Annotated in this window: 21 protein-coding genes; 12 read left to right on the top strand and 9 right to left on the bottom strand. The window is 65.9% G+C overall.

Features of this window, described 5'->3' with window-relative positions; genetic code table 11:
• Window positions 1-8: 8 nt before the first annotated feature.
• Window positions 9-1,898 (top strand): tetratricopeptide repeat protein, encoded by a 1,890-nt coding sequence (locus tag RM532_RS05815; protein ID WP_311652243.1) that lies wholly within the window; start codon window positions 9-11, stop codon window positions 1,896-1,898.
• Here the strand turns inward: RM532_RS05815 and RM532_RS05810 are convergent.
• From RM532_RS05810 to RM532_RS05790, 5 genes are all read right to left on the bottom strand, one after another.
• Window positions 1,895-2,947: a WD40/YVTN/BNR-like repeat-containing protein gene (locus tag RM532_RS05810; protein WP_311652242.1), complete on the bottom strand. Its 1,053-nt coding sequence runs from the start codon at window positions 2,945-2,947 to the stop codon at window positions 1,895-1,897. The two genes, RM532_RS05815 and RM532_RS05810, sit on opposite strands and share 4 nt — an antisense overlap.
• Entirely contained in the window at window positions 2,937-5,339 is a 2,403-nt protein-coding gene (locus RM532_RS05805; RefSeq protein ID WP_311652241.1) for an efflux RND transporter permease subunit, read from the bottom strand. Before RM532_RS05805 ends, RM532_RS05810 begins: the two co-directional genes overlap by 11 nt.
• Complete coding sequence (locus RM532_RS05800; protein WP_311652240.1) at window positions 5,336-6,265, bottom strand: hypothetical protein; 930 nt, start codon at window positions 6,263-6,265, stop codon at window positions 5,336-5,338. The genes RM532_RS05805 and RM532_RS05800 overlap by 4 nt, the downstream gene beginning before the upstream one ends.
• Window positions 6,266-6,273: 8 nt before the next feature.
• Window positions 6,274-6,495, bottom strand: coding sequence for a hypothetical protein (locus RM532_RS05795; protein WP_311652239.1), 222 nt, complete (start codon window positions 6,493-6,495; stop codon window positions 6,274-6,276).
• 68 nt (window positions 6,496-6,563) lie between these two features.
• Window positions 6,564-8,051: a DUF1329 domain-containing protein gene (locus RM532_RS05790; protein WP_311652238.1), complete on the bottom strand. Its 1,488-nt coding sequence runs from the start codon at window positions 8,049-8,051 to the stop codon at window positions 6,564-6,566.
• A 144-nt stretch (window positions 8,052-8,195) separates the two neighbouring features.
• On the opposite strand from RM532_RS05790, the gene RM532_RS05785 reads away from it, so the two are divergent.
• Window positions 8,196-10,346: a DUF1302 domain-containing protein gene (locus RM532_RS05785; RefSeq protein ID WP_311652237.1), complete on the top strand. Its 2,151-nt coding sequence runs from the start codon at window positions 8,196-8,198 to the stop codon at window positions 10,344-10,346.
• 305 nt (window positions 10,347-10,651) lie between these two features.
• On the opposite strand, the gene RM532_RS05780 is transcribed toward RM532_RS05785, so the two are convergent.
• Window positions 10,652-11,362: a sterol desaturase family protein gene (locus tag RM532_RS05780; protein ID WP_311652236.1), complete on the bottom strand. Its 711-nt coding sequence runs from the start codon at window positions 11,360-11,362 to the stop codon at window positions 10,652-10,654.
• 291 nt (window positions 11,363-11,653) lie between these two features.
• On the opposite strand from RM532_RS05780, the gene RM532_RS05775 reads away from it, so the two are divergent.
• The 5 genes from RM532_RS05775 (at window position 11,654) to RM532_RS05755 (ending at window position 17,395) form a co-directional block, all read left to right on the top strand.
• Entirely contained in the window at window positions 11,654-13,945 is a 2,292-nt protein-coding gene (locus tag RM532_RS05775) for a DUF1302 domain-containing protein (RefSeq protein ID WP_311652234.1), read from the top strand.
• Between the two features lie 122 nt (window positions 13,946-14,067).
• The gene (locus RM532_RS05770) at window positions 14,068-15,351 is read left to right on the top strand and encodes an acetyl-CoA C-acetyltransferase (RefSeq protein WP_311652233.1); all 1,284 of its coding nucleotides are present in this window, start codon (window positions 14,068-14,070) and stop codon (window positions 15,349-15,351) included.
• 108 nt (window positions 15,352-15,459) lie between these two features.
• Window positions 15,460-16,818, top strand: a complete 1,359-nt coding sequence (locus RM532_RS05765) for a 3-oxoacyl-ACP reductase (protein ID WP_311652231.1) — start codon at window positions 15,460-15,462, stop codon at window positions 16,816-16,818.
• Between the two features lie 74 nt (window positions 16,819-16,892).
• Window positions 16,893-17,135: a type II toxin-antitoxin system Phd/YefM family antitoxin gene (locus tag RM532_RS05760; RefSeq protein ID WP_311652230.1), complete on the top strand. Its 243-nt coding sequence runs from the start codon at window positions 16,893-16,895 to the stop codon at window positions 17,133-17,135.
• Window positions 17,132-17,395, top strand: coding sequence for a Txe/YoeB family addiction module toxin (locus RM532_RS05755; RefSeq protein ID WP_311652229.1), 264 nt, complete (start codon window positions 17,132-17,134; stop codon window positions 17,393-17,395). Before RM532_RS05760 ends, RM532_RS05755 begins: the two co-directional genes overlap by 4 nt.
• Here RM532_RS05755 and RM532_RS05750 read toward each other — a convergent pair.
• Both RM532_RS05750 and RM532_RS05745 read right to left on the bottom strand, forming a co-directional pair.
• Entirely contained in the window at window positions 17,367-17,579 is a 213-nt protein-coding gene (locus RM532_RS05750) for a hypothetical protein (RefSeq protein WP_311652228.1), read from the bottom strand. The two genes, RM532_RS05755 and RM532_RS05750, sit on opposite strands and share 29 nt — an antisense overlap.
• 69 nt (window positions 17,580-17,648) lie before the next feature.
• Window positions 17,649-18,266, bottom strand: a complete 618-nt coding sequence (locus RM532_RS05745) for an alpha/beta fold hydrolase (protein ID WP_311652227.1) — start codon at window positions 18,264-18,266, stop codon at window positions 17,649-17,651.
• 171 nt (window positions 18,267-18,437) lie between these two features.
• Between RM532_RS05745 and RM532_RS05740 the strand changes: the two genes are divergently transcribed.
• The 5 genes from RM532_RS05740 (at window position 18,438) to RM532_RS05720 (ending at window position 23,231) form a co-directional block, all read left to right on the top strand.
• Window positions 18,438-19,817 (top strand): DUF1329 domain-containing protein, encoded by a 1,380-nt coding sequence (locus tag RM532_RS05740; RefSeq protein ID WP_311652226.1) that lies wholly within the window; start codon window positions 18,438-18,440, stop codon window positions 19,815-19,817.
• Window positions 19,818-20,015: 198 nt separating this feature from the next.
• On the top strand, window positions 20,016-20,189 hold the full coding sequence (locus RM532_RS05735; protein WP_311652225.1) for a hypothetical protein: 174 nt from the start codon (window positions 20,016-20,018) through the stop codon (window positions 20,187-20,189).
• A 67-nt stretch (window positions 20,190-20,256) separates the two neighbouring features.
• Window positions 20,257-20,865, top strand: coding sequence for a GNAT family N-acetyltransferase (locus RM532_RS05730; protein WP_311652224.1), 609 nt, complete (start codon window positions 20,257-20,259; stop codon window positions 20,863-20,865).
• Between the two features lie 230 nt (window positions 20,866-21,095).
• Window positions 21,096-22,073 carry an aspartyl/asparaginyl beta-hydroxylase domain-containing protein gene (locus RM532_RS05725; RefSeq protein WP_311652223.1) on the top strand — a complete coding sequence of 326 codons (978 nt, stop codon included), beginning with the start codon at window positions 21,096-21,098 and terminating at the stop codon, window positions 22,071-22,073.
• Between the two features lie 174 nt (window positions 22,074-22,247).
• Window positions 22,248-23,231 (top strand): alpha/beta hydrolase, encoded by a 984-nt coding sequence (locus RM532_RS05720; RefSeq protein WP_311652222.1) that lies wholly within the window; start codon window positions 22,248-22,250, stop codon window positions 23,229-23,231.
• Between the two features lie 322 nt (window positions 23,232-23,553).
• Here the strand turns inward: RM532_RS05720 and RM532_RS16085 are convergent, their stop codons facing one another.
• On the bottom strand, window positions 23,554-23,727 hold the full coding sequence (locus tag RM532_RS16085; RefSeq protein ID WP_311652221.1) for a hypothetical protein: 174 nt from the start codon (window positions 23,725-23,727) through the stop codon (window positions 23,554-23,556).
• Between the last annotated feature and the right edge of the window lie 47 nt (window positions 23,728-23,774).

Genomic DNA, 23,774 nt, shown 5'->3' with positions numbered 1-23,774 from the left:
CCCCGCTCATGGCCCGCGTGATGTCGCCGCGGTGGACGGCCGCGTTGCTGACCGCGGTGTTCGGGCTGCCCGGCATCGCGGCGGCGAATCCTGCCGATGAGGCGCTCGAGCGGTCCAACCATTTCAAGAGCATTGCGGTTCAGCGCCTGTCCGATATCCAGGGCCGGGTGTTGCGCGAGCGTTTCCCGCCCGACCAGCGGATTCGCATCTTTCTCGATGTGCACATGGCCGGATTCCTGCTGGAACACGCCGAAGTCCGGCTCAATGGCAACCGCATCGCCGAGCATGACTACAGCGCGGCCGAGGCCCGGGCCCTGCGCGACCTGCCCGAGACAACCCACGCCATCGCCCGTAGTACGGCCACCCGCGGTCTGAATACGCTGGAAGTGCGTTACCGCGGCCGGTCGGGCACCGACGGTGATCCGGTTATCGGTTCCTATCGCCTGAACTTCCAGAAGGCCGATCGCGGCAAACTGCTGACCGTCCCGGTGCTGCCCGGGCACACCGTGCGCGACGCCAGCGAACCCGGCACCGCCGGAGGCGTCGCCTGGCAGAGCGACCCGGACGATGCGCGCCTGGGCATGGTGCGGCTTCTGCAGGCCACCGGCCGGCCGCTGGCCGCTCTGTTGTTCCTGCTGGAAATTTCCGCGTCGGTAGCGGATGCCGATTCGCTGCCAACGGGCTTTCACACGCTACTGGCTCGTGGCTACATCGATCTGGGCATGCGGGATCAGGCCTACCGGGCCCTGGCCGATGCGGCCGAGGCGGAGGAGCCGACAGTTGCGGTCACCGGCGTGGCAATCGATCTGGCGGCGCTGGAGTACCGGCATCGGCATGTCGAGGCGGCGCTGGCCATCCTGGAGAACCATCGCGACCGGCTCACGCCGGTGCATCGCAACGACTGGGAGGAGTTGCGCGGCCGCTGTCTTCTCGCCCTGGGCGATAACGACCGTGCCGTGGGAGCGCTGCAGGCGATCGACTGGTCGCTGGAACAGGCGCCGCACGTGCACTTCAACCTGGCGGTGGCCCTGATCCGCCGCGGCGATGACGAGGCCGGACGCAAGCTGCTCGACCGGCTCGGCCGGGCCGACGACAGCCGGCTGGGTGACAAGGCGAATCTGGCGCTGGGCTACGAATATCTCCGGGCCGGCGATGGCGCGCGCGCGCGGCGGGTATTCGCCCGGCTGCCCTGGCGCGGGCCGTATACCAGCCGGGCGCTGGCCGGCTTCGGCTGGAGCGAACTGGCGCCGCTGGCCGGCGATGACCAACAGCCCCGCGAAACCGGGGGCATCCGTTTCGGGCCATTCGTGTTCGGCGCCAGCGAAGTCAGACCCGAGGAAGCCGCAGCCCGGGCGATGTCGGCCTGGGACGCGCTGCTCGAACGGGATCCACTGGAGCCTGCGGTGCAGGAGGCCCGGGTGGCGCGGGCCTACACGCTGGCTCATACCGGCGACCACCAGGGCGCGGTGGCGGATTACGAGGCCGCCGTCGACTGGCTGGCCGAACAGCGGCGCCGGCTCGACCGCCTGATTCATGACCTGCAGCGGGGTGAACACGCGGCCGCGCTTGCCCGCGACGAGTACGGCGCGCTGCCGCAGACCGCCTGGCTGCGCCACACCGTAGCCGAGTCACGCTTTCGGCAGTTGCAGCGTAACTACCAGGAACTGCGGTTCCTGCAGGGCGCTCTGGCTAACGCCGATCCCTATGGCACGCGGGTGATGCAGCAGGCGCTGTCGCAGATTGCGGACCGCAATCTGCGGGCTGCGCAGATGCTGATCGTCGAACAGGCCCGGCGGCAGGATCAGGTGATCGACAACTACATCCTGGCCGCCCACCGCGGCCGTGTCCGATTGCTGGAAGAGGCCCGCGCGGCGCGCGCCCGTGCGCCAACGCCCTAGCGTTTCCGGGTCAGGCCGCCGGTGTGCAGGCCGGTGCGACCGCTGAGCAGCAGTTCGTCGCCCCGCAGAACCACGTCGGACAGCGGTTCCGCCGTCGGGCTCTCGATCAGGTGCAACTCGCCGGTTTCCAGATCGCCGTGCACGATCGCGCCGTCCACGCCCACCAGGGTGAGCCGGCCGTCGTCATCGATGACGCCGCCAAACAGACTCTCTTTCGAGGGGTTGTCAAGGCGGCGCCAGCCCATTGACTCGAGCACTGCCGGGTCGGTGATGCTTTCGGCGGCGAACGGGTCATAGGCCATCGGGTCGTCCAGCACCGGCAGCGCCCGCACGTCCTCGGCGAACAGTACCCGGCCCTGCAACCCGTAGAGCACGGCCCCGTGCTCGCCCACCGGCAGCACGCCGAAGTAGGAGCCCACGTAGGGCGGTACCAGCATGTCCCAGGATTCGCCGTCGATGCTGCGCGCGATCATGCCGCGTTCGCCTGCAATCAGCAGCGTGCCGTCGGCCAACTGCGCCAGATCGTAGAGATGGAACCCGGCGGCGAACACGTCGTTGTCCACCAGCGTCCAGTTTTCTCCGCCGTCATCGGTAGTGCGCATGAGGCCGTTCGAGCCGACCAGCGTGGCGCTGTCCGCGCCGGTGGGCAGAATGTCGAAATAGGGCTTGCCCCAGTCGGGCTCGAAATTCACCAGCGACCAGGTTTCGCCGCCATCGGTGGTGCGCAGTACGGCGCCGTCCCATCCGGTGGCCCAGCCGTGGGTGGCGTCACGGAACACCACGCGGGTGAGCATGCCGCGCACCGGCACCGGTACCTGCCGCCATTGCATACCGTCGTCGGACAGCAGGATGTGGCCGCGTTCGCCCGCTGCCACGAAATGATCGCCGGCGCGGGCCAGTGCGTTGACGATGCCCTGGTCGGCCAGCGGCATCATTTCCGCCGGCTGGGCCTTTCGGGTTTCGGCTTCGGCGTCGTCGGTCTGACCCGCCGCGGTCCCAGCGGCGATCAGCAGCCCGGCGGCGGTGGCGGCAATGACGTTACGCATCATGACGGTTTCCTCCGTCCGGCTCGTCGTCTGCGCCGGATGTAATGTCCTGTCCCTGGTGACGGGTTTCCTCGCCGGCGAAGAAGTGGGCCAGGGCCGGCAGCACCAGGATGGCGCCGAACATGTTGGCGGTGAACATGTAGACCAGCATCAGGCCCATGTCGGCCTGGAACTGCAGCTTGGAGAACAGCCAGGTCGCCACGCCCAGACCCAGGGCAATGCCGGTGAACACCACCGCCTTGCCGGTCTTCTGCAGGGTGCGATAGTAGGCCTCCTCCAGATTCATGCCGCGTCGCAGGCCCTCGGCCAGCGTGGCGTAGATGTAGATGCCGTAGTCCACGCCGATGCCCACCGCCAGCGCGATCACCGGCAGCGTGGCCACCTTCATGCCGATGCCCAGCATCGCCATCACCCCGTAGGCGGAGATGGATACCAGCGACAGCGGCAGGGCCACGCAGATCACGCCCGAGAAGGTGCGGAAGGACAGCCACAGGAAGGTCAGCACCACCGCGTACACCCACAGCACGATCTCCACTTCCTTGGCCTCGACCACCTCGTTGGTGGCAGCCATCACCCCGACATTGCCGGAGGCGAGTTTGAACTCAATGTCCGGGTTGTCGTTCTTCTCGGCCTTGTAGGCCTTCACCGCGGCCACGATTTCCTTGATCGTCGCGGCCTTGTGATCGGTGGTGAACAGGAACACGTTGAGCGCACTGCAGTCGTCGTTGAGCATGCCCGAGGTGGTGGGCACCAGCGCCGTGGCCTGGGCCAGGGCATAGCGGTTGCGGGGTACCACCTGGGCGTTGAGCCGGCCTTCCGACAGCCCGGCGTAGGCCAGCTTGGACAGGTCCAGCAGGGTCATGGTCTCGCGCACCCCGGCCTCGTTCTTCATGTGCCAGGCGAAGCGGTCCAGCTCGGCCATCAGGTCGTACTTGATGCAGGCATCGGGCACGGTCTCGGCGATCACGTTGAACTGGTCCACGCCCAGCGAAAAGTTCTCGGCAATCAGGCGGGCGTCCTGGTTGAAGCGCGAATCCGGCCGCAGCTCGGGCACGCCCTCCTGGGCCGAGCCGACGGTGAGGTCGTCGTACTTCCACACGCTCCAGCCCAGAATCAGCGCGCACACCATCAGCGTGACCACCGCCGCCGGGCGTTTGGTGAAGGTGGCGGCGATGAAGCGCCAGAGCCGGTCGCCCAGGGCTTCGCGTCGGGCCTGCTTGCGCTGGAAGGCCTCGCGGTCGCGCACGTTGGCCACCGTCAGCAGCACCGGCATCAGCGCCTTGTTGGTGATAATGATGGCGGCGATGCCGAAGGCGGCGTTGAGCGACATCTCGCGGATCACGTCGATGTCGATCAGGTAGATGGTCAGGAAGCCGGCCACGTCGGTGATCAGGGCGATGGTGCCGGGAATGGCCAGCCGCCGGAAGGTGTTCAGCGACGCCCGATACGCCGTGTGGCCGGCGTCGGCGATCTCGCTGGCCCAGCCGTTCACGTACTGCACCCCGTGGGACACCGATACCGCCAGCACCAGGAACGGCACCAGAATGGCGAACGGGTCCAGCCCGAAGCCGGCCAGGTTGAGCAGGCCCATCTCCCAGATCACCGCGGCGATCGAGCACACCAGCGGCAGCATGCCGAGCAGGAACGAGCCGGTGTACAGCCACAGCAGAATGCCGGTAAGCACCAGGGTCAGGGCGAAGAAGCCCACCACTTCGGTGGCGGCGTCGGTCATGTCGTCCACCACCTTGGCGAAGCCGATGATGTGCACCGTGGTGTTCTCGTCCTCGAACTTGGTGCGGATCGCCTCGAGCTTGTCGCCCACCTCGGTGTAGTCGATCTTCTCGTCGGTGACCGGATCGCGCTCGAGCAGCTCGGCCACCACCATCGCCGCGCTCTGATCGTTGGAGACCAGCCGGCCGATCACGTTGGCCTTGGAGACGTTTGAGCGAAGCTTGTCCATCATCTCCGGCGTCGGCGCGTAGTCCGCCGGTACCACGGTGGAGCCGGACAGCCCCGTGGGCTGGACTTCCACGTAGAGGATGTTGGGGGTGAATATCGAGGTCACCCGCTCGCGCTGCACGCCGGGGATGAAGAACACCTCGTCGGTGAGCTTGCGCAGCTTCTCCATGAAGGCGGGCTGGTAGATATCGCCTTCCTTGTTCTTCAGCGCGACCAGCACCGTGTTGGCACCACCGAATTCGTCGTAATACTCGAGGAACGTCTCCATGTAGGGGTGTTCCTGGGGCACCATCTTCAGCCAGCCGGCGTTGGGCTGCAGTTGCGAGGCCTGCCAGCCCAGAAATGCGGTGATGGCAATCAGCACCGCGAGGGTGATCCAGCGGGCGCCGAAAATCACCGGCTCGACGATGCGCAGAATGCGCTGGGTCATGCTCATGGGCGTTGCTTCCGGTAGGCGGCCGCATAGGGTGCGAGCGCGTCGGCGACGCCCTCGGCCTCGGCTGCGGCCGTTAGATGATCGTGGTCCCCGGCGTTGCGGCCGGCACAGTATTCGGCCAGGCGGGTCTGACCGTCGCCGTTCTGGTGGGCAGCCAGCCGCACCAGCACCGGCCAGGCGTCGTGTTCGGCCACTGCATCCACGGCGCTGGACAGCAGGGCTGCATCCTCGAAGATGAACTGCCCGAACTCGGCCTGCAGGTCGTCATCCAGATGCAGCATCAGCGACAGCGCCTCCGGCCAGCAGTCCTGCTCGGCAGCGGCGACCACCGTGCCGCGCCGGCGGCCGGCAGGCATCAGCCGGACGATGTCGGACAGGCGGTCGGTGTCTTCGGCGAAGAAGCCGATCCGCAGCAGTGCGGCGTCGGATTCGATGGCCTTGATGGTGGCAGCAAGAGCGGCTTCGGACAGACTGTCGAGAAACCGGCCCATGGTGATGTGGTCGTCCTCGGCCAGCAGCACCAGGGCCACTTTCACAACCCGCTGCGGCGGCATGCCGGCCACCACGGCGGCCGCCCGGCGGGGATCGAGTTCACGGCTGACCTCGGCCAGGAAGGCCACCGGCAGCCGGTCGGCCAGGGCGATGGCCCGCTTGACCGGCAGTTCGCCGGCGATGCGTGCCGAAAGCGTCGGCCCCAGCACCAGCTCGGACAGGCGGGCGTTGGCGGCCAGGGGCAGCAGCGACGACAGTTTCGCCATGCCCTCGAAACGGGCCCGGTAGCGATTGAACAGTGCGTCGGACAGGGATTCGCGGAAGTCGCGCAGCGCCTGGCCGTCTCGGTCCTCGAGATAATCCAGTTCGGCGGGCGCCAGCCCCAGAACACGGGCCAGCTTGATGCGCTCGGCGTGGGCGGTAAGGTCGGACATCGGTCGGGTCAGCCCAGCAGCAGCTTGCGGGCGGTGCGCCGCAACGGGCCGGGCACGAAGCCGGCGGCCTGGTCGATGGCGTCCTCCAGGGACTGGCGCTGGGCTGCCGCCGCGTCGGTGACTTGATCACTCAGGCGCTGGCGGTCGGCCTCGGCCAGCTGCGCCAGAAAATCCGTGGCGCGTTCGTCCAGCGGCAGCAGCTGGCGCAGTGATGCCGGATCAGACCCCATGTTCCCCCCTTGGCGGTCTCGCGTGGCAACCACCGGGCCGCCTTTGACGGCGGCCCGGCAATCATCGATCAGCGCAGGCGGGCCTTGCGCTTGAGCGCGTTCGGCCCGAAGTATCCGCCGTCGTACTCGATGCGGAAGTCCGGAATCTTGCCCTCGTTGGTCAGCGCGGTGATGAAGTAGCGGCCGCTCTTGAGATCGTAGATGACTTCCGGCGTGGTGGTCGTGGTGGGTACGAACGGCGCGGTGAGCATGTGGCCTTCCTGGAAGCGCCAGAGTTCGCCGCGGGTGTCGTAATTGTCCACCGCCACTATGCCCCAGGAATCCTCGTCCACGTAGAACACCCGCTTGCCGAACTGGTGGCGGGTGCCGTCGCGCAGCGTGGCCTCGACCACCCACACGCGATGCAGCTCGTAGCGGGCCATGCCCTGGTTGATGTGGCCCTTGCCGGCCACGTCGGTGTAGTCGGCGATGGGGTTGCTCATCAGATAGGAGTTGTACGGGATGTACATCTCCTGCTTGCCCACCAGCTTCCAGTTGTAGCGGTCCAGCGCGCCATTGAACATGTCGATCTGGTCGTTGAACTGGAGACCGTCGGAGCCGATCGAGGGGTTGTCGTAGCCCACGTCGGGCGCGCGGTTCACCCGCCCCAGGCCGGGATTGAATATCCAGGCATTACGGCCCGAGGTGCCCTTGCCGAAGATTTCATGCACCAGGGTGAACTGGCCGGCCACGCGCGGCGGCGCCACTGTCTCCTGCAGGAAGTAGGCGATGATCTCGTTGTTGCGCTCGCCGGCCTCCTTGTTGAGATTGCCGTACTCGAAGCCCACGTCCTCGATCACCTTGGTGATCTCGATGCTGCCGTCGGCGTCCACGATCGCCTGATCGTTATAGCGCTTGACCGCGGAGCCGCGGAACTTGAGCTTGTGGTTCCAGATCACCTCCGCGCCGGACTTCGGAATCGGGAACGGCACGCCCAGTTCGGCGCCCGAGATGCCGTCGGTGCCCTCCAGCGTGGCGCGGGTGGCGTTGCGCTTGGTGGCCTCGTTGATCTCGTCCGGATAGTAGGCCGGGCGCACCGTCGGATAGACGATCATCCGGTAGTCCGGATACAGCTCGAACAGCTTCTTGTGGCCCTCGGTGAGATTGTCGGCGTACTCGTCGACGTTGTCGGCGGTGATGGTCAGGCGGGGCACCAGATTGCCGACGCCGATCTGGGTTACCAGATTGTTGAGCTCCGGCTCCATCTCGGCGGCCTTTCGGAGGTCGTCGATGTTGGTGAGCAGGTTCATGTCCGGATGGTTCTCGCCGAATTCGATAATCTTCTGGCGGACCTCTTCCAGCGTCTCCGGGGTGAAGCTCTTCTGCTCCTCGTTGAAGGCATCTTCGCCGATCCACGGCGTGATGGAGCCGGCCTCGTTGCCGTTCGGGTTGGCGCCGACGGGGGTGAGCTCGTTGCCCAGCTTGGCGGCTTCTTCTTCGCCGACGGCGGCATGCGCCGGCATCTGCAGCATGGCCAGGGCCGCGCCCAGCCCGAGGGCGGTGATCATCTGTCGCATCGGTTTGTCTCCGTCCCGTGGGTTTGCGCTGGATCGAGTCAACGCGGGTTTGTCACATTACGCAATGTCAGCTACATTTGGCAAGGGTTCTTTCCTAAAGCAATAATCACTGGCCAGTGGGCCGGTCTGTCGGGAGGCGGGGAGATGATGTCATTGGGTGGACGGTCGCTTGCGGCCATCGTGGGCATGGCGGCTGGACTGGCCTGGATGACGCCGGCACAGGCGGTGCGATTCGAGGTCGGGGATATCCAGGCCTCCTGGGAAAACCGGCTGATTCTCGGCGCCGGCTGGCGGCTGGAAGAGCGCGACGAGTCCCTGGTGGGCAAGCTCAACGTCAATCCCGACCTGTGCCCGGATGATTGTCTGTCGTTCTCCGGCGATACCGCCCCCAACCAGCGGCTGGTGGATGCGCCCGGGTCGTTCGTCGGGTCCAACTACGACAACGGCAACCTCAACTACGATCGCGGCGACTTCATCTCCGGACAGTCGCGCATCGAGTCCGAACTCAAGGGCTTCTGGGGCGACGTCGCGTTCAAGGTAAGCGGCATCGGCTTCTACGACGAGGTCAACGAGAGCTTCGACGACTTCAATCCCGACACCGCCTTCCAGCCGCGCTTCAGCGAACGGGCCGGGCCGATCAAGGAGCGGGTCGGGGCGGACATCGACCTGCTCGAGGCGTTCGTGTCAGTGCCGTTCCAGGCCTTCGGCATGGACTTCAACATTTCCGTGGGCGAACAGCGCATCCGCTGGGGCGAGTCCACCTTCGTGGCGCTGGGCAGTCTGGATCAGCTCAACCCGCCCAACGAGAATCGCCTGCGGTTCCCGGGCGCGCAGATCGCCAGCGTGTTCGAGCCCACCGGCCTGGCGGTGCTGACCACCAACTTCACCCCCAACCTGTCGGCCGAACTGGTCTACCAGTATCACTGGGAACGGGTGCAGCCCACCGCGGAGGGCAGTTTCTTCGCCACCAACGATTTCGCCGGCGGCGGTGACTATGCCGTGGTCGGCCTGGGCCAGTTCTCGGAGGATCCGAACCAGATCGGTACCTTTAAGACCGGCACCGCCCAGCTGATTACCAGCACCTCGAACAGTGTGCCGGTGGATTCCACCCGCGGCGAGCCCAGCGACAGCGGGCAGGGCGGCCTGCGCCTGAACTACTACGCCGAGGACGTCAACGGTGGTACCGATTTCGGCCTCTACGCGCTGAACTATCACAGCCGTCTGCCCTACGGCAGCGTGCAGGCCACCGACCGGTCCTGCCTGCGCGACCGGGTGGATCTGCCCGACGGCGGCGATCTGCCGGGCGTGTTGCAGCCGATCGTGTCGACCCTGGAAAACACCCTGGGGCAGCAGTTGTCGGCGGATGGCGTGACGGCCCTGGTGGCCTGCCAGGGCTTCAACGGCTCGCTGACCGAGGGCACCGGCCTGGGCCGCGAACCGCTGCCGCTGGACACCCTGGGCGTGTTCCTGGATTACCCGGAAGACATTCACCTGTTCGGCGCCAGTTTCACCACCCAGTTCGGATCCTGGTCGCTGGCCGGCGAGTACGCCTTCCGGCCCAACATGCCGCTGCAGGTGTCGATTCCGGACGTGGTATTCGCCGGCCTGCAGCCCGCGTTGCCCGACCAGGACATCAACCTGGCCATCGCCACCATTCCCAGCGCCCGCAACGCGGTGCCGGATTTCATCAGCACCCGCTACCGCAACAATCCGGTCGAGGCCAACGAGATCGTGCGCGGCTACGAGCGCTTCCAGGTGCAGCAGCTCGACCTGACCGGCATCCGCGTGTTCGGCAGCAGCAACCCGATCGGCGCCGACCAGATCATCTGGCTGCTGGAGGGCGGCATCACCCACGTCATCGATCATCCCGACCGCAGCGACCTGCAGCTGGACGGCGGCGGCCCCAACTGCACCCACGCCAGTCCCGGCGCCGACGGCACCGGCGCGGCCGGCCCGGACGCCCGCCGCCTGAATCCGACCCAGGCCGGCGATTGCTTCGCCGATCAGACCTCCTACGGCTGGCGCACCCTGGTGCAGGCGACCTACAACGACCTGCTGTTCGGCTGGAACGTGAATCCGCTGCTGTTCTTCTTCCACGATATCGATGGCGTGGCCCCCTTCCCGGCACAGAACTTCGTGGAGGGCCGCAAGCGGCTGATCCTGGGCACGGAAATCCAGTTCAGCCAGAGCATCCAGGGCCAGGTGATGCTGGAAACCTACTGGGGCACCGGCGACCGGCGCATCTCGCTGCGCGACCGCGACAACATCTCGCTGGCGCTCGAATATAACTTCTGAGGCGGCATCGGGAAGAAGAAGTTATCCGCAGATTTCGCAGATTGACGCAGATTCAGGAATCGGGAAGAAAGAGGTTATCCGCAGATTTCGCAGATGACGCAGATTAAGGATTTGTGTGGATTACTGCGTCAGAGTGCGAGGCCATGGTTCGGTTTGGCCATACGCCATCGTGGCTACTGGTCACGTCGCAATCGGTTGACCCGTTGGCCCGGGCGCGAGCGTCGTCCCGAGCCACCCGTTCAATCTGCGTGAATCTGTGAAATCTGCGGTTTCTTCTTGCAGGCGTGCTGCCCGCGCGTTCCGGATTACGCGGCTCGATCCGTCCCCGCCTCTGCCTCGCCGTATTCCAGCGTTCGACACGTCGGCGTGCGGGGCACGTCGGTGGCATCCGGCGCGGTGCCGAACATGGCGTCCACCTGCGGCACGGTGAAGCTGTACCAGTAGTGCTCGTTGCGGAAATGGTGCAGCCGGTGATTCTGGAACAGCTTCTGGGCGAAGGCGGACCTCGGCTTGATGCGGCTGTGCACGATGAAGTGGGTCCACTCGTATAGCAGCGTCATGCCCGCCAGCGCCGCCATCCAGGTGGCGGCCAGCCCCGGCTGCGGCAGCAGCCAGAATGCCCCCAGCGTGAGCACCGGTGCCAGCGTGGCGTGCACGTACACCGGCAGGAAGATGTGCTCGGGCCGCCAGGGTTGCTGGTGGTGGATGCGGTGCTTGCGGGCGAAATCGAAATCCAGCGTCCAGCCGAACACCTCGACCGGCCTCAGATGCAGCAGATACCGGTGCAGGAACCACTCCAGGAACGGCCAGATCAGGATCGGGGTGGCGGCCACCAGTAGGTCCAGGGCGCTTAACGGACCGAGGAAGACGCGCAGCACGAGCGAGGCGCCCGCCAGCGCGGCCAGAATCTGCGGGCTGCGATAGCTCATGAACACGCCGACCGCCGCGCGTAGCGTGGTGGGGCTGTCGGCCGCGGCGAACTGGTTGCCGGTAATGGTGGAATCTTTCGCGCTCATGGCGTGTCGCTCTACCCCGATGTGGTTGTCGGAGCGTAGGCAGCGCGTCTCGCCAATGTCAATTGGTGGTAATCAGGAATGTTTATCGCCTCGGCGCCGGCCTCACGCCCTTCACGCGTCAATAGTTAGAGCCCGAATGGCGATTTCCCGACGCGGCAATCCCGATCGGGTTGGCATGAGCCAACGCTTGTGCGTAATCTCGGTATTCATAAACAGCGTGACGGGTAACGGGCCGTGTCGAGTCCGTCCGGATGCGCCGACAATGAACGATGTGGTGCGAGGGGGAGTGCGATGTCGGGAACCAGGGCAGGAACCGTTCTGATCGGTGCCGGCTGTCTGCTGACAATGAGCAGTGCGGCCGGGTATCAGTTCGACTGGGGGGATCTGGAAATCTCCCTCAACAACCGGGCCACCGTCGGCGCCACCTGGCGCACGGAAAAGCGTGACGCCGCGCTGGTCAGCAAGCTCAACAACAACCCGGGGCTGTGTCCGGACGACTGTCTGGATCTGGGCGGCGCCAACGGCGACCCCGGCCCCAACCAGCGTCTGGTCGACGCGCCCGGAAGCTTCTTCGGCGCCAACGGCGACAACGGCAACCTCAATTTCGACCAGGGCGACATGACCGCCGCCCAGTTGCGTCTGGCCACCGACCTCACGGCCTTCTGGGGCGACGCGGTGTTCCAGTTCTCGTCGCTGGCTTTCTACGACGGGGTGGCCAGTCATCTGGACGAATTCCACCCCGACAACTTCGAGGACGTGCCGCCGGTGAGCTACGAGGGTGTGGAGGCCGCGCTGGCCGACGACGCGCCCACCGCGTTTCAGCCCCGGCGCACGCGGCTGCCCCGCAAGTCGGTCGAGCAGATCGGCCACGACATCGATGTACTCGAGGCCTTCGTCAGCGTGCCGTTCGACGCCTTCGGCCGCCGTGTGCAGCTGTCGGTGGGGGAGCAGCGGGTGCACTGGGGCGAGTCGCTATTCAACTTCCTGGGCAGTCTCGACCAGCTCAACCCGGTGAACCAGAACCGGCTGTTCTTCCCCGGCACCGAGATCGCGTCGGTGTTCGAACCCACCGGGCTGGCGGTGCTGGACGTGCAGATGAGTCAGAACGTCGGCCTGCAGCTGGTCTACCAGTACGACTGGGAGCGTTCCACGCCGGCCGCCGACGGCAGCCTGTTCAACATCCTGGAGGCGGCCGGCGGGGGCGACAGCATCAACATCTCGCTGGGTCAGTTGTCCGAAGACCCGGACCAGACCGGCGGCTTCACCAACTTCCTGGCCCGGCAGGCCACGGCCACCACCGGCACCGGCCGTCTGCTGCAGGGGGCCGGGCGGCCGGAAAGCGGGGGCCAGTACGGCGCCCGGCTGAACTGGTATCTGCCGGACTTCAACGGCGGCACCGAGCTGAGCTTCTACGCGCTGAACTATCACGCGCGGCTGCCGGTCGCCAGCATCATCGCGGCTGACGCGTCCTGCGCCCGGCGGGCGGGCGAGATTCCCGCGCCGGGCAGCGGTGACATCCCGGGTCTGGATACGCTGACCGCCCAGCTGGAACAGGCGGTGATCGAAAACGTGCCGCAGGACCTGGTCAGCGGCATCACCTTCCAGGACGTCAGCGCCGACGCCATCGCGGTGGCCATCGCCTGCGGCGGCTTCAACGGCCAGGGGCGGCTGGCCGACGCGCTTCAAGCCACCTTCGGCCCGCTGTCGCCCAACGGCCCCGACGAAGCCGCGCCCATCGACACCATCCGCCCGTTTCTGGACTACCCGGAGGACATTCACATGGTGGGGCTGTCCTTCAACACCAATTTCGGCAAGTGGGCGATGGCCGGCGAATACGCCTTCCGGCCGAACCAGCCGCTGGCGATTCAGGCGTCCGACGTGGTGTTCGCCGGCCTGCAGCCGGCGTTTGCCGAGGAGGACGTCAACATCGGCGTGGGCGTGCTGCCCAGCGCCCGCAACGCGGTGCCCGACCTGCTGTCGGTGTACCGCAACGATCCGGTCGAGCCCAACGAGCTGATCCGCGGCTACGAGCGGCTGCGGGTGCAGACCGCCGACATCACCGGCTTGCGAGTGTTCGGCCCCAACAACCCGCTGGGCGCCAACCAGATCATTCTGGTGCTGGAACTGGGCGTGACCCATGTGATGAACATGCCGTCGCCCGACGATCTGGCGCTGGCGGCGCTGGATTTCGCCAACGGCACCCATCCCTCGCCGGGCGCCGACGGCACCGGCCAGCCGGGTGGACAGCCCGATCCGCGCTCGTTCAACCCCACCCAGCAGACCGGCAGCTTTCCCACCGATGTCTCGGCCGGTTATCGCATTCTCGCCCGGCTGCAGTACAACGACCTGATCGGCGGTCTGACCGTGCGGCCGATCGTGGCCTTCCTGCACGACATCCACGGCATCACCCCGGCGCCGATCCAGAACTACATCGAGGGCCGCAAGCGTATCCTGGCGGGCGCGGAAGTGGATTTCACCTCGCGCATCAGCGGGCAGATGATCTACCAGGCATTCTGGGACGGGAAGTTCAACAACCTGGCCGACCGGGATCATGTCAATCTGAGCGTGTCGTATAACTTCTGACATGCGTTTGCGGTCATGCTTGAACGCGAGCGTCGCGTTTGTTGCACTGCAACGCACGATGAACTAATCTGGAAAGAAGTCTTTTCTTGTTACGCCAGCGGGCCACCGCAGGAGCGCATGCCATGAACAGTACCGATGTCCGTTCCGTCGCCGTTGTCGGCGCCAACCGCATCCCCTTCGCCCGCTCGGGCACCGCCTACGGGGATCAGTCCAACCAGATGATGCTCACCGCGGCCCTGGCCGGGCTGGTGGATCGTTGCGGCCTGGCCGGGGAAACCCTGGGCGAGGTGGCGGCCGGGGCGGTGCTCAAGCACTCGCGCGACTTCAACCTCACCCGCGAATCCGTGCTGGATTCCGGCCTGTCCCCCGACACCCCGGCCTATGACGTGCAGCAGGCCTGCGGCACCGGGCTGGAGGCGGCCATCCTGGTCGCCAACAAGATTGCGCTGGGCCAGATCGACGTCGGCGTGGCCGGCGGGGTGGACACCACCTCCGATGCCCCCATCGCGGTGGGCCGCGGCATGCAGCGGGCGATGATGGAAATCAACCAGGCGAAGACTAACGGCCAGCGCCTGAAGGCCCTGATGAAGCTGGCCAACCCGAAGAACCTGGTGCCGGAGCTTCCCGCCAACGGCGAGCCGCGCACCGGGCTGTCGATGGGCGAGCACTGCGAACTAACCGCCAAGCGCTGGAAGATCGCACGCGAGGATCAGGACCAGCTCACCTGGGAAAGCCACCAGAAGCTGGCCGCCGCGTACGAGGCCGGCTTCTTCGACGACCTGATCACGCCCCATGCCGGGCTGGAACGGGACAACACCATGCGGCCCGACTCCACCCTGGAGAAGCTGGCCAAGCTGGGCCCGGCCTTCGACAAGGAAAACGGCACCCTGACCGCCGCCAACAGCACCAACCTGACCGACGGCGCCTCCACCGTTCTGCTGGCCAGCGAGGACTGGGCCAAAGCCCACGGCCTGCCGGTGCTGGCCCGCATCGTCCACGCCCAGACTGCGGCGGTGGACTTCCGCGAGGAACGCGAGGGCCTGCTGATGGCCCCGGCCTACGCGGTGCCGCGCATGCTCGACCGCGCCGGCCTGTCGCTGCAGGATTTCGACTTCTACGAAATCCACGAAGCCTTCGCCGCTCAGGTGCTCTATACCCTGAAGGCCTGGGAATCCGAAGACTTCTGCAAGAAGCGGCTGGGCCGCAAGGCTGCGCTCGGGTCCATCGACCGCAGCAAGCTGAACGTCAAGGGGTCCAGTCTGGCGACGGGGCATCCGTTCGCCGCCACCGGCGGCCGTATCGTGCCGACGCTGGCCAAGACGCTGGCCGAGAACGGCGGCGGCCGTGGGCTGATTTCCATCTGCGCCGCCGGCGGCCAGGGCGTGACCGCGATCCTCGAAGCCTGAATGCGCGCCGACTCGGCATGACCCCGAGCCGGCTCTGATTGTAGGGTCGGATTCATCCGACCGGCGGCGGCGCGCGGCGTCGCCGAACCAACGACACGGAGATCGAGCATGAGCGATTACCTCGTCCGCATGGCCCAGCAGCCGGCCCTGCGCAGCGTCATCAAGACCATCGGGCTGCCCACCCCCCAGACCCTGGCCCGGGCCGGCGGCCCTTATGTCGACACACCACTCGCCGGCAAGACCGTGCTGTTCGGCGCGGGTGACGGCGCCACTGCCAGCAAGAAGGTGCAGACCACGCTCAAGGCGATGGGCGCCGAGGCGCAGTCGGCGGCCGACGTGACCGGCGACAGCCGCTTCAACGCGGTGGTGTTCGACGCCACCGGCATGACGGATCCGGCCCAGCTGCGGGCGCTCTACGATTTCTTCCATCCGATCATGCGTAACTTCACCGGCAATGCCCGTGTGGTGCTGCTGGCCGACGTGCCCGAAACCGCCGATAGCGTGCCGGCCGCGGTGGCTGCCCGCGCGGTGGAAGGCTTCGTGCGCTCGCTGGCCAAGGAAATCGGCCGCAAGGGCGCCACCGCCAATCTCGTCTACGTGGAAAAGGGCGCCGAGGACCGCGTGGCCGGCGTGCTGCGCTTCTTCCTGTCCGACCATTCCACCTACGTGGACGGCCAGCCGGTGCGCGTGACCAGGGGCGGCAAGATGCCGCGTTCGGTCCCGGTGACCAGGCCGCTGGATGGCAAGGTAGCACTGGTCACCGGCGGCGCCCGCGGCATCGGCGCCGCGACCGCCGAACGGCTGTCCCAGGAAGGCGCGCACGTCGTGGTGCTGGACATCCCGGCCGATGCCGAAACCCTGGAAACCACGGCGAAGGCGGTCGGCGGTACGGCGCTCGCCCAGGACATCACCGACGCCGACGCCCCCCGGGCGATTGCCGATTTCCTCAAGGACAACTTCGGCGGCGTGGACATCGTGGTGCACAACGCCGGCGTCACCCGCGACAAGATGCTGGCCAACATGGCCGAGCACCTGTGGGACATGGTGCTGGCGATCAACCTGCGTTCGATCCTGGCCATCGACGAAGTGCTGCTGGGCGACAAGATCGTCAACGACCACGGCCGCATCCTGTGCCTGTCGTCGATCGGCGGCATCGCCGGTAACGCCGGCCAGACCAACTACGGCGCCACCAAGGCCGGGCTGATCGGCTACGTGCAGAGCCAGGGCCAGAAGTTCGGCGACCGCGGCATCACCGTCAACGCGGTGGCCCCCGGCTTCATCGAAACCCGCATGACCGCCGAGATGCCGTTCATGATCCGCGAGGGCGGCCGGCGCATGAACTCCATGTCCCAGGGCGGCCAGCCGCAGGACGTGGCCGAACTGCTGACCTTCCTGGCCACGCCCGGCGCCGGCGGCGTGTCCGGCAATGTGGTCCGGGTCTGCGGGCAGTCGCTGATCGGGGCCTGATGCGGGCGGTGCGGTGTTGCGTTAGCGTACGTCAAATCGTACGCTAACGCAGTCTCACCTAATCGGAGCCGATCATGGGTTCCCTGACCGCCAGCGACGCCCGCGCCAACCTCTACCGCCTGATCGACGAGACGGCCGACTCGCACGAGCCGGTGCGCATTACCGGCAAGCGCAACAACGCCGTGCTGGTATCCGAGGCCGACTGGAATGCGGTGCAGGAAACGCTCTATCTGCTGAGCGTGCCCGGCATGCGTGAATCGATACGCGAAGGGCTGGCAACGCCGGTATCCGATTGTGATGCCGAGCTGGATTGGTGAGCTGGCGGCTGGTCTACACCAAACAGGCCCGCAAGGACGCCAGGAAGCTCGCCCGCTCCGGCCTGAAGGCGAATGCTCAGGCGCTGCTGGACCTGATCGCCGAGAACCCGTATCAGACGCCGCCGCCCTACGAGCGTCTGGTGGGTGACCTGAGCGGCGCGCTGTCCCGCCGCATCAACATCCAGCATCGGCTGGTGTATCAGGTCCTCGAGGAAGAGCAGGTGGTCAAGGTCATCGGGCTCTGGACGCACTACGAGTAGCGCAGCGCGCGTCCAGCCAGTCGCGCACCAGCGGCCAGATCTGCGCGCGGGCGGGTTTGCTGATCACGATGCCGGGATGGTCGAAATCCACCTCGAAGCCGTTGTGGGTGCCGGCCTTCAGGAACGTCCGGTCGGTGCTGGCGAAGTGGCCGATGAAGCGTTCGCAGCCCTCGGGCGGGTCCACCCGGTCGCCGGCGCCAACGATGGCCAGCGTCGGCTGGGTCAGCCGGCCGAGCTGTTCCCGCAGTTCGGGTTACCGTCGCCCGTCGGCCACCATGCGGCCGGCGTCGGTCATGGTGGCGGGGGATTCGTCCTCCGGTCCCAGGCCCACCCAGCGGGCCGGCACGCGTCCCAGTAGCCGGGCCACGCCGCGGGCGAACAGGTTGCCGGGGAAATCCAGCCCCCGCTTGCCCACCTCGAACTGGGTGGCAAACAGCACCAGCCCGGCCACCTGATCGGCGCGCAGGGTGGTGGCTACTGCTCGGGCCGCCAGCACGCCGCCGAAGGAGTGACCGATCCAGAACACCGGGCCGGTTTGTTCCTGTGCCACCAGCGACTGAACCAGCGGCAGGTCATGCTGCACGTGTTCGGTAAAGCCGGCGCGGCCGGTGCCCGCATCGCCCCGGGTGGCGCCCACGCCCCGGCGCTCCACGATGTAAACGGCAAAGCCGGCGTCGGCCAGGAACGCCGCCAGCCCCACGCCCTGGTCTGACAGCCAGAACCGCCGGCCGGTGAACATGCCGGGCAGCATCACCACGGCGGCGCGGGGCCGGGCGGGGATGACGCGCGTCAGGTTGAACCGACCGCCATCCGGGGCGGTCAGAACCTTGTGAGTCGCGGAACCTGAATCCGCTGCGGATACCGGGGACATGAACGTTCCTGCGACCGCCAGAAGGCCCGCCTGACGGTGAATCCTGCTGGCAATCAAATTCGTATCGGGATAGAGTTCTTGCTGAATTCAATGATAAACGAGCCGCGCTCACAGCGGCGCCAAATGGCATTCCATCGAGATGGGCAGATACGTCCGGAGGTAAATCGATACATGACGCATTTCAAGCACGCAGCGGCGCTGGGCGCCGCGTTGGCCCTGGTCGGCGCGGCAAACACGTCGTTCGCCAAGGTCCCCGAAAGCGAAGCATCCAAGCTGGGCGGTGAGCTGACCCCGGTGGGCGCCACCAAGGCCGGCAACGACGCCGGCACCATCCCCGCCTGGGACCCCTGGCCGCAGAAAGGCAAGCTCAGCGGTCTGGACGTCACCGCCGAGAACTACCCCGACACCATTGCCAAGCTTCTGGAAGAAGAGCCGCGGCTAGTGATCACCGCGGACAACTACCAGGAACACGCCGACAAGCTCACCGAAGGCCACAAGGCCATGTTCGAGCTCTACCCCAACTACAAGATGCAGGTGTACCCCACGCACCGGAACGTCGGCTACCCGGAAAACATCTACAAATTCACCAAGCAGAACGCCACCACCACCACCCTGGACGGCTGCAACGACTGCCTGCGTAACGCCGAGCTTGGCTTTCCCTTCCCCATTCCCAAGACCGGCACCGAAGTCATGTGGAATCACCGCCTTCGCTGGCGCGGGGAACACGTGCGCCGCAACAACGACCAGGCCATCGTCCAGCAGGACGGCGACACCCAGATCACCAAACTGGTCGAAGAAGTCAAATTCCCCTACACCCTGCTCAATGATGACCGGGTCATCATCGATGACCAGGACGACATCATGATCTACTACCTGTCCGAAACCCTGGCCCCGCCGCGTAACGCCGGCGGCTTCCTGCTGGCCTGGGAACACGTCGGGTATCGCTCCGCCTGGCTGTACAACACCGGGCTTCGCCGTGTTCGCCGTGCCCCCAACGTCGCCTACGACAACCCCTACGAGGGCACCGACGGCCAGCAGTTCTACGACCAGGTCGACATGTACAACGGCGCCATGGACCGTTACGACTACAAACTGGTGGGCAAGAAAGAAATGCTCATCCCCTACAACAACTACGCCATCAACCAGCCCGACCTCACCTACGCCGACGACCTGCTGGGTGACAAATACATCAACCAGGACCTGATGCGCTACGAACTGCACCGCGTGTGGGTGGTCGACGCCACCCTGCGTGACGGCACCAGCCACCAGTTCAAGCGCCGGACCTTCTACATCGACGAAGACGGCTGGAACATCGTCGCCGTGGACGCCTACGACAACCGCGACGAACTGTGGAAGTTCCAGGAAGCGGCCAACGTGCATCTGCCCACGGGCCAGTTCGTGGGCGGTGCGCCGGAACTGATCTACGACCTGCAGTCCGGGTTGTACTTCTCCACCGCGATGACCAACGAAGGTCAGCCCAACGACTTCTCGGTGACCTACGAAGACCGCCACTTCTCGCCGCAGACGCTCAAGCGGCGGACAACGCGATAAGCGCAACACGACAAACGTCGTGACGATCAGCCGCGGGCCTTCGGGCCCGCGGTTTTTTTGTGCCCGTCGCTTGTCACCGGATCACGCCGTAGGGCGGCTTTCAAGCTGCCTGTGGAGCTGCCGCCCGGGCCTGCCCCTTCAACTTGTCCGTCCTCGACCGATAACCGACATAGCGTTATCCCGGACGAGGAATTGATCATGAGCGCACCCGCCCACATCCGCCGACCCGTCATGCCCGTTCTGGTATTCAGCGCCGCGCTGCTAGCCATCGCGCTGACCGGCCAGCAGGCCCATCAGGTTGGCGTGGATGCCGAACGCGCGGCCCCCGGCTGGAACTGGGTGGAAATGCCCAGCCTGTTGCCGGACCGGTAGCGCCGGCACCCGCGACCGGCGGCTGGCGCGTTATCATCGGCGGCCGTTTTTCGCGACCGGCCGATTGATGAGTGACCTGGTTTTCGAGTGCCGACACGGCGAGGACATCGCCACCCGCATCGAACCGCTGGCAGCCCTGCGCATCCGCGTGTTCCGCGAGTGGCCCTACCTGTACGACGGCGACCTCGACTACGAACGCGACTACCTGAAAACCTACGTCAACGCCGAGCGCTCGCTGGCGTTCCTGGTATTCGACGGCGAGCACCTGGTGGGCGCCACCACCGCGCTGCCGCTGGTGGACGAGGAAGCCGCCTTCCGGGCGCCGCTGGAACAGGCCGGGTTCGATCCCGAGCGGGTGTTCTATTTCGGCGAGTCCATCCTGCTGCCCGAGTATCGCGGCCGCGGCCTCGGCCATCGCTTCTTCGACGAGCGCGAAACCTGGGCGGCCGAGCAGGGCGGTTTCGACACCACCTGCTTCTGCGCCGTGCAGCGGCCGGCCGATCATCCCGCCCGCCCGGCGAACTACAAGCCGCTGGACGAGTTCTGGCGCAGCCGCGGCTACACGCCCCGGCCGGATGTGATGGCCCACTACGCCTGGCCGGATGTCGGCGCCGACGAGGAAACCGAAAAGCCGCTGATGTTCTGGACCCGGCCGTTGCGCCCGAACGACCCGTAAGGCGGCTTTCAAGCCGCCGCGCTTGAGCAGGAAACGGCGTATTGACCAGGCGCCATGAATGGCGCCCTACGGCAATCGACCGTAGGGCGGCTTTCAAGCCGCCGGGTCACCCCGGATCGCAGCACCGCCAATGGCAAAAACAGGCCGCTTCGGCCGCATTCTGGTAAACTGATCGATCGATCAGCCGTTACGACGGGACGTCCGGCCGCCCCGGGCAGCGAGGAATCACCATGGTTGTCGCACTCACCACATTCGCCGTTTTCGCCTTCATTCTCGGGTCGATGTTCTACGTCTACCGCGTGCGGGGCGAGGAGCGCTACGCCAGCTTCGGCGAGTACGTGCGCAAGGGCTGGCCCATCTTCAGCCCGCTGAACTGCCTGCTCTACCTGTTCACGGAAAAGCGGGCCCGCAAGCCCATCATGGACACCACCGAGTACCCGGAACTGGCGCCGATCCGCGACAACTGGGAAACCATCCGCGACGAGGCGGTGGCCCTGTACGAAAGCAAGGCGTTCGACCAGACCAACAACCCGGAATCCAGCGCCTATTACGACATCGGCTTCCGCACCTTCTACAAGTACGGCTGGAGCAAGTTCTACCTCAAGTGGTACGGCACCACCCACCGCTCGGCCCAGGCCGCCTGCCCGAAGACGCTGGAAATCCTCAAGCAGGCGCCCACGGTGAAGGGCGCCATGTTCTCGGTGCTGCCGGTGGGCTCCAAGCTCACCCGCCACTGCGATCCGGTGGCGGTGTCGCTGCGGTATCACGTCGGCCTGGCCACGCCCAACGACAACGCCTGCTACATCAACATCGACGGCACCGACTATTCCTGGCGTGACGGCGACGACCTGCTGTTCGACGAAACCTATCTGCACTACGCCCACAACGACGCCCAGCGCTACCGCCTGATCCTGATGTGCGACGTGGAGCGCCCCACCTGGGTGGTCGGCCGCATCATCAACTTCTTCTATAAGGCCCTGATGCGCGCCACCGTGGTGCCGAACACCGAGGAAGACGAACGCGGCCTGGTCAACAGCATCTTCGCCCGCGTGTCCCCCACGCTGGCCAACGTGCGCACCCTCAAGGAAACCAACCCCGGCCGCTACCGCGCCATCAAGTACTCGGTGAACACCACCCTGGCGCTGGCCGTGTCCGGCCTGCTGATCGGCTCCATCTACGCCGCCTCCGTCCTCGCCGGCCTCGCCTAACCCCAAGCCCAACCAGAGCCATCCTCTCTCCCCACGGGAGAGAGCCAGAGAGAGGGAACAGCGCGTCACTTAGACGTCTGATCACGCGCCCCCGAGTTGCGTTACCCCCACCCCGCCTGCTAACAAGAAAGCGGGGACCACGGCGCGCCCGCGCGCCGGCAAGGGGTGCGAGGCATGCTGTTCATCACCAATCGCTTTCCCACGCAGAGCATCCGCACGCGTGTGGGCCGGCGCTTCACGTTCGACCTGAAGAACAACGCGCCCAGCAACTCCGTGTTCTTCTGCCAGCGCCAGGGCCTGGAAGAACACGAGGAAGTCGGCAGCACCGAACTGCTGAAACGGCTCAAGGACGCCGACTACCGGCAGATCCTGGTTTACATCCACGGTTACTCGAACCTGCCGGAGGACGTATTCGCCGGCGCCGCCGAATTCCAGGCCCTGTGCGACGCCAGCAAGCCCAAGGAAATCCTCGTCCTGCCCGTCATCTGGCCCTGCGACAACGACTACGGCATCGTCCAGGACTACTGGGACGACCAGAAGGCCGCCGACGCCAGCGCCCTGTCACTGGCCCGCGTCATGGAAAAATTCCTGGCCTGGCGGAACGACCCGAAACAGAATCCCCAGGACGACCCCTGCCTGAAACGCATCAACGTGCTGGCCCACTCCATGGGCAACCGCGTGCTGCGCGAAAGCCTGGCCGCCTGGAACCGCTACGACCTCGCCGGCGGCGTGCCTCTGCTGTTCCGCAACACCTTTCTGGTGGCCGCCGACATCGTCAACGAATCCCTGGAATCCGGTAACCCCGGCGAGCTGATCGGCCACGCGTCACGAAACGTCACCGTCTACTTCGCCAGCGACGACCTCGCCCTGCGCGCCAGCAAGGCCGCCAACCTGAAGAACCGGGTGGCCTCCCGCCGCCTGGGCCACACCGGCCCGGAAGACATGGACGCCGTCGGCAAGAACGTCTTCTCCGTGGACTGCGACGACGTCAACACCGCCTACGACAGCCCCAAGGGCCACACCTATTTCCGCAGCGGCCGCGCCGCCGGCAAGCCGGGCGTGGTGTTCGATCACATCTTCGAATCGCTGGTGACCGGTCGGGTGTTTCCGGAGGATGAGTTTCGGCGGAGGACTGTTTTGAAGGACGGAGTAGCTTAAGCTTGTATGGTTGATGCCGATAGCAAAACTTAGGCACTAATTTTGACTTTAGTTTTTAACCTTCGTGAGTAATTTTCAGCGAATTACCGATGCGTCTGCGCCCTTCGTTGGGAGGTGGTCAAAGATTCTCTGCGCGGCAACTGTTTGCGCTGCTGGGCTAATTCAAGCGTCCTGTGTGACGTCGCCCACATCGGGAGGAGATTCTCCGTCAAACGGAGAAGAAACCAAAATAATAAATCATGAACCCTCTGCTTCGACTGCCAATATTGGCAACTATGACGCGGCAGAAAACGTGCGGGCCGCACTAGACAGTGCGCTAACGTTAAATGCTTACGGCCATGACGGCAAAAAGATAGGCCAGGGTAGCGGCTTCTACATCGGCGATGGCCGGGTGGTAACAAACGCCCACGTTGTGCTGGGCGCGACCTACATTGAGTTCTTTAATCGCCATGACAAGCGTGTAGGCAGCGCGCCCTATGCGCTCCACATCGATCATGGGAGCGATCTAGCAGTCCTTCCGTCGCCGGAGCTATCGGCGCGAGC

The sequence above is a fragment of the Spectribacter hydrogenoxidans genome, assembly GCF_031846275.1.
Lineage (GTDB): Bacteria > Pseudomonadota > Gammaproteobacteria > Nevskiales > Salinisphaeraceae > Spectribacter > Spectribacter hydrogenoxidans.
This window is presented reverse-complemented; position numbering and strand designations above follow the sequence as displayed.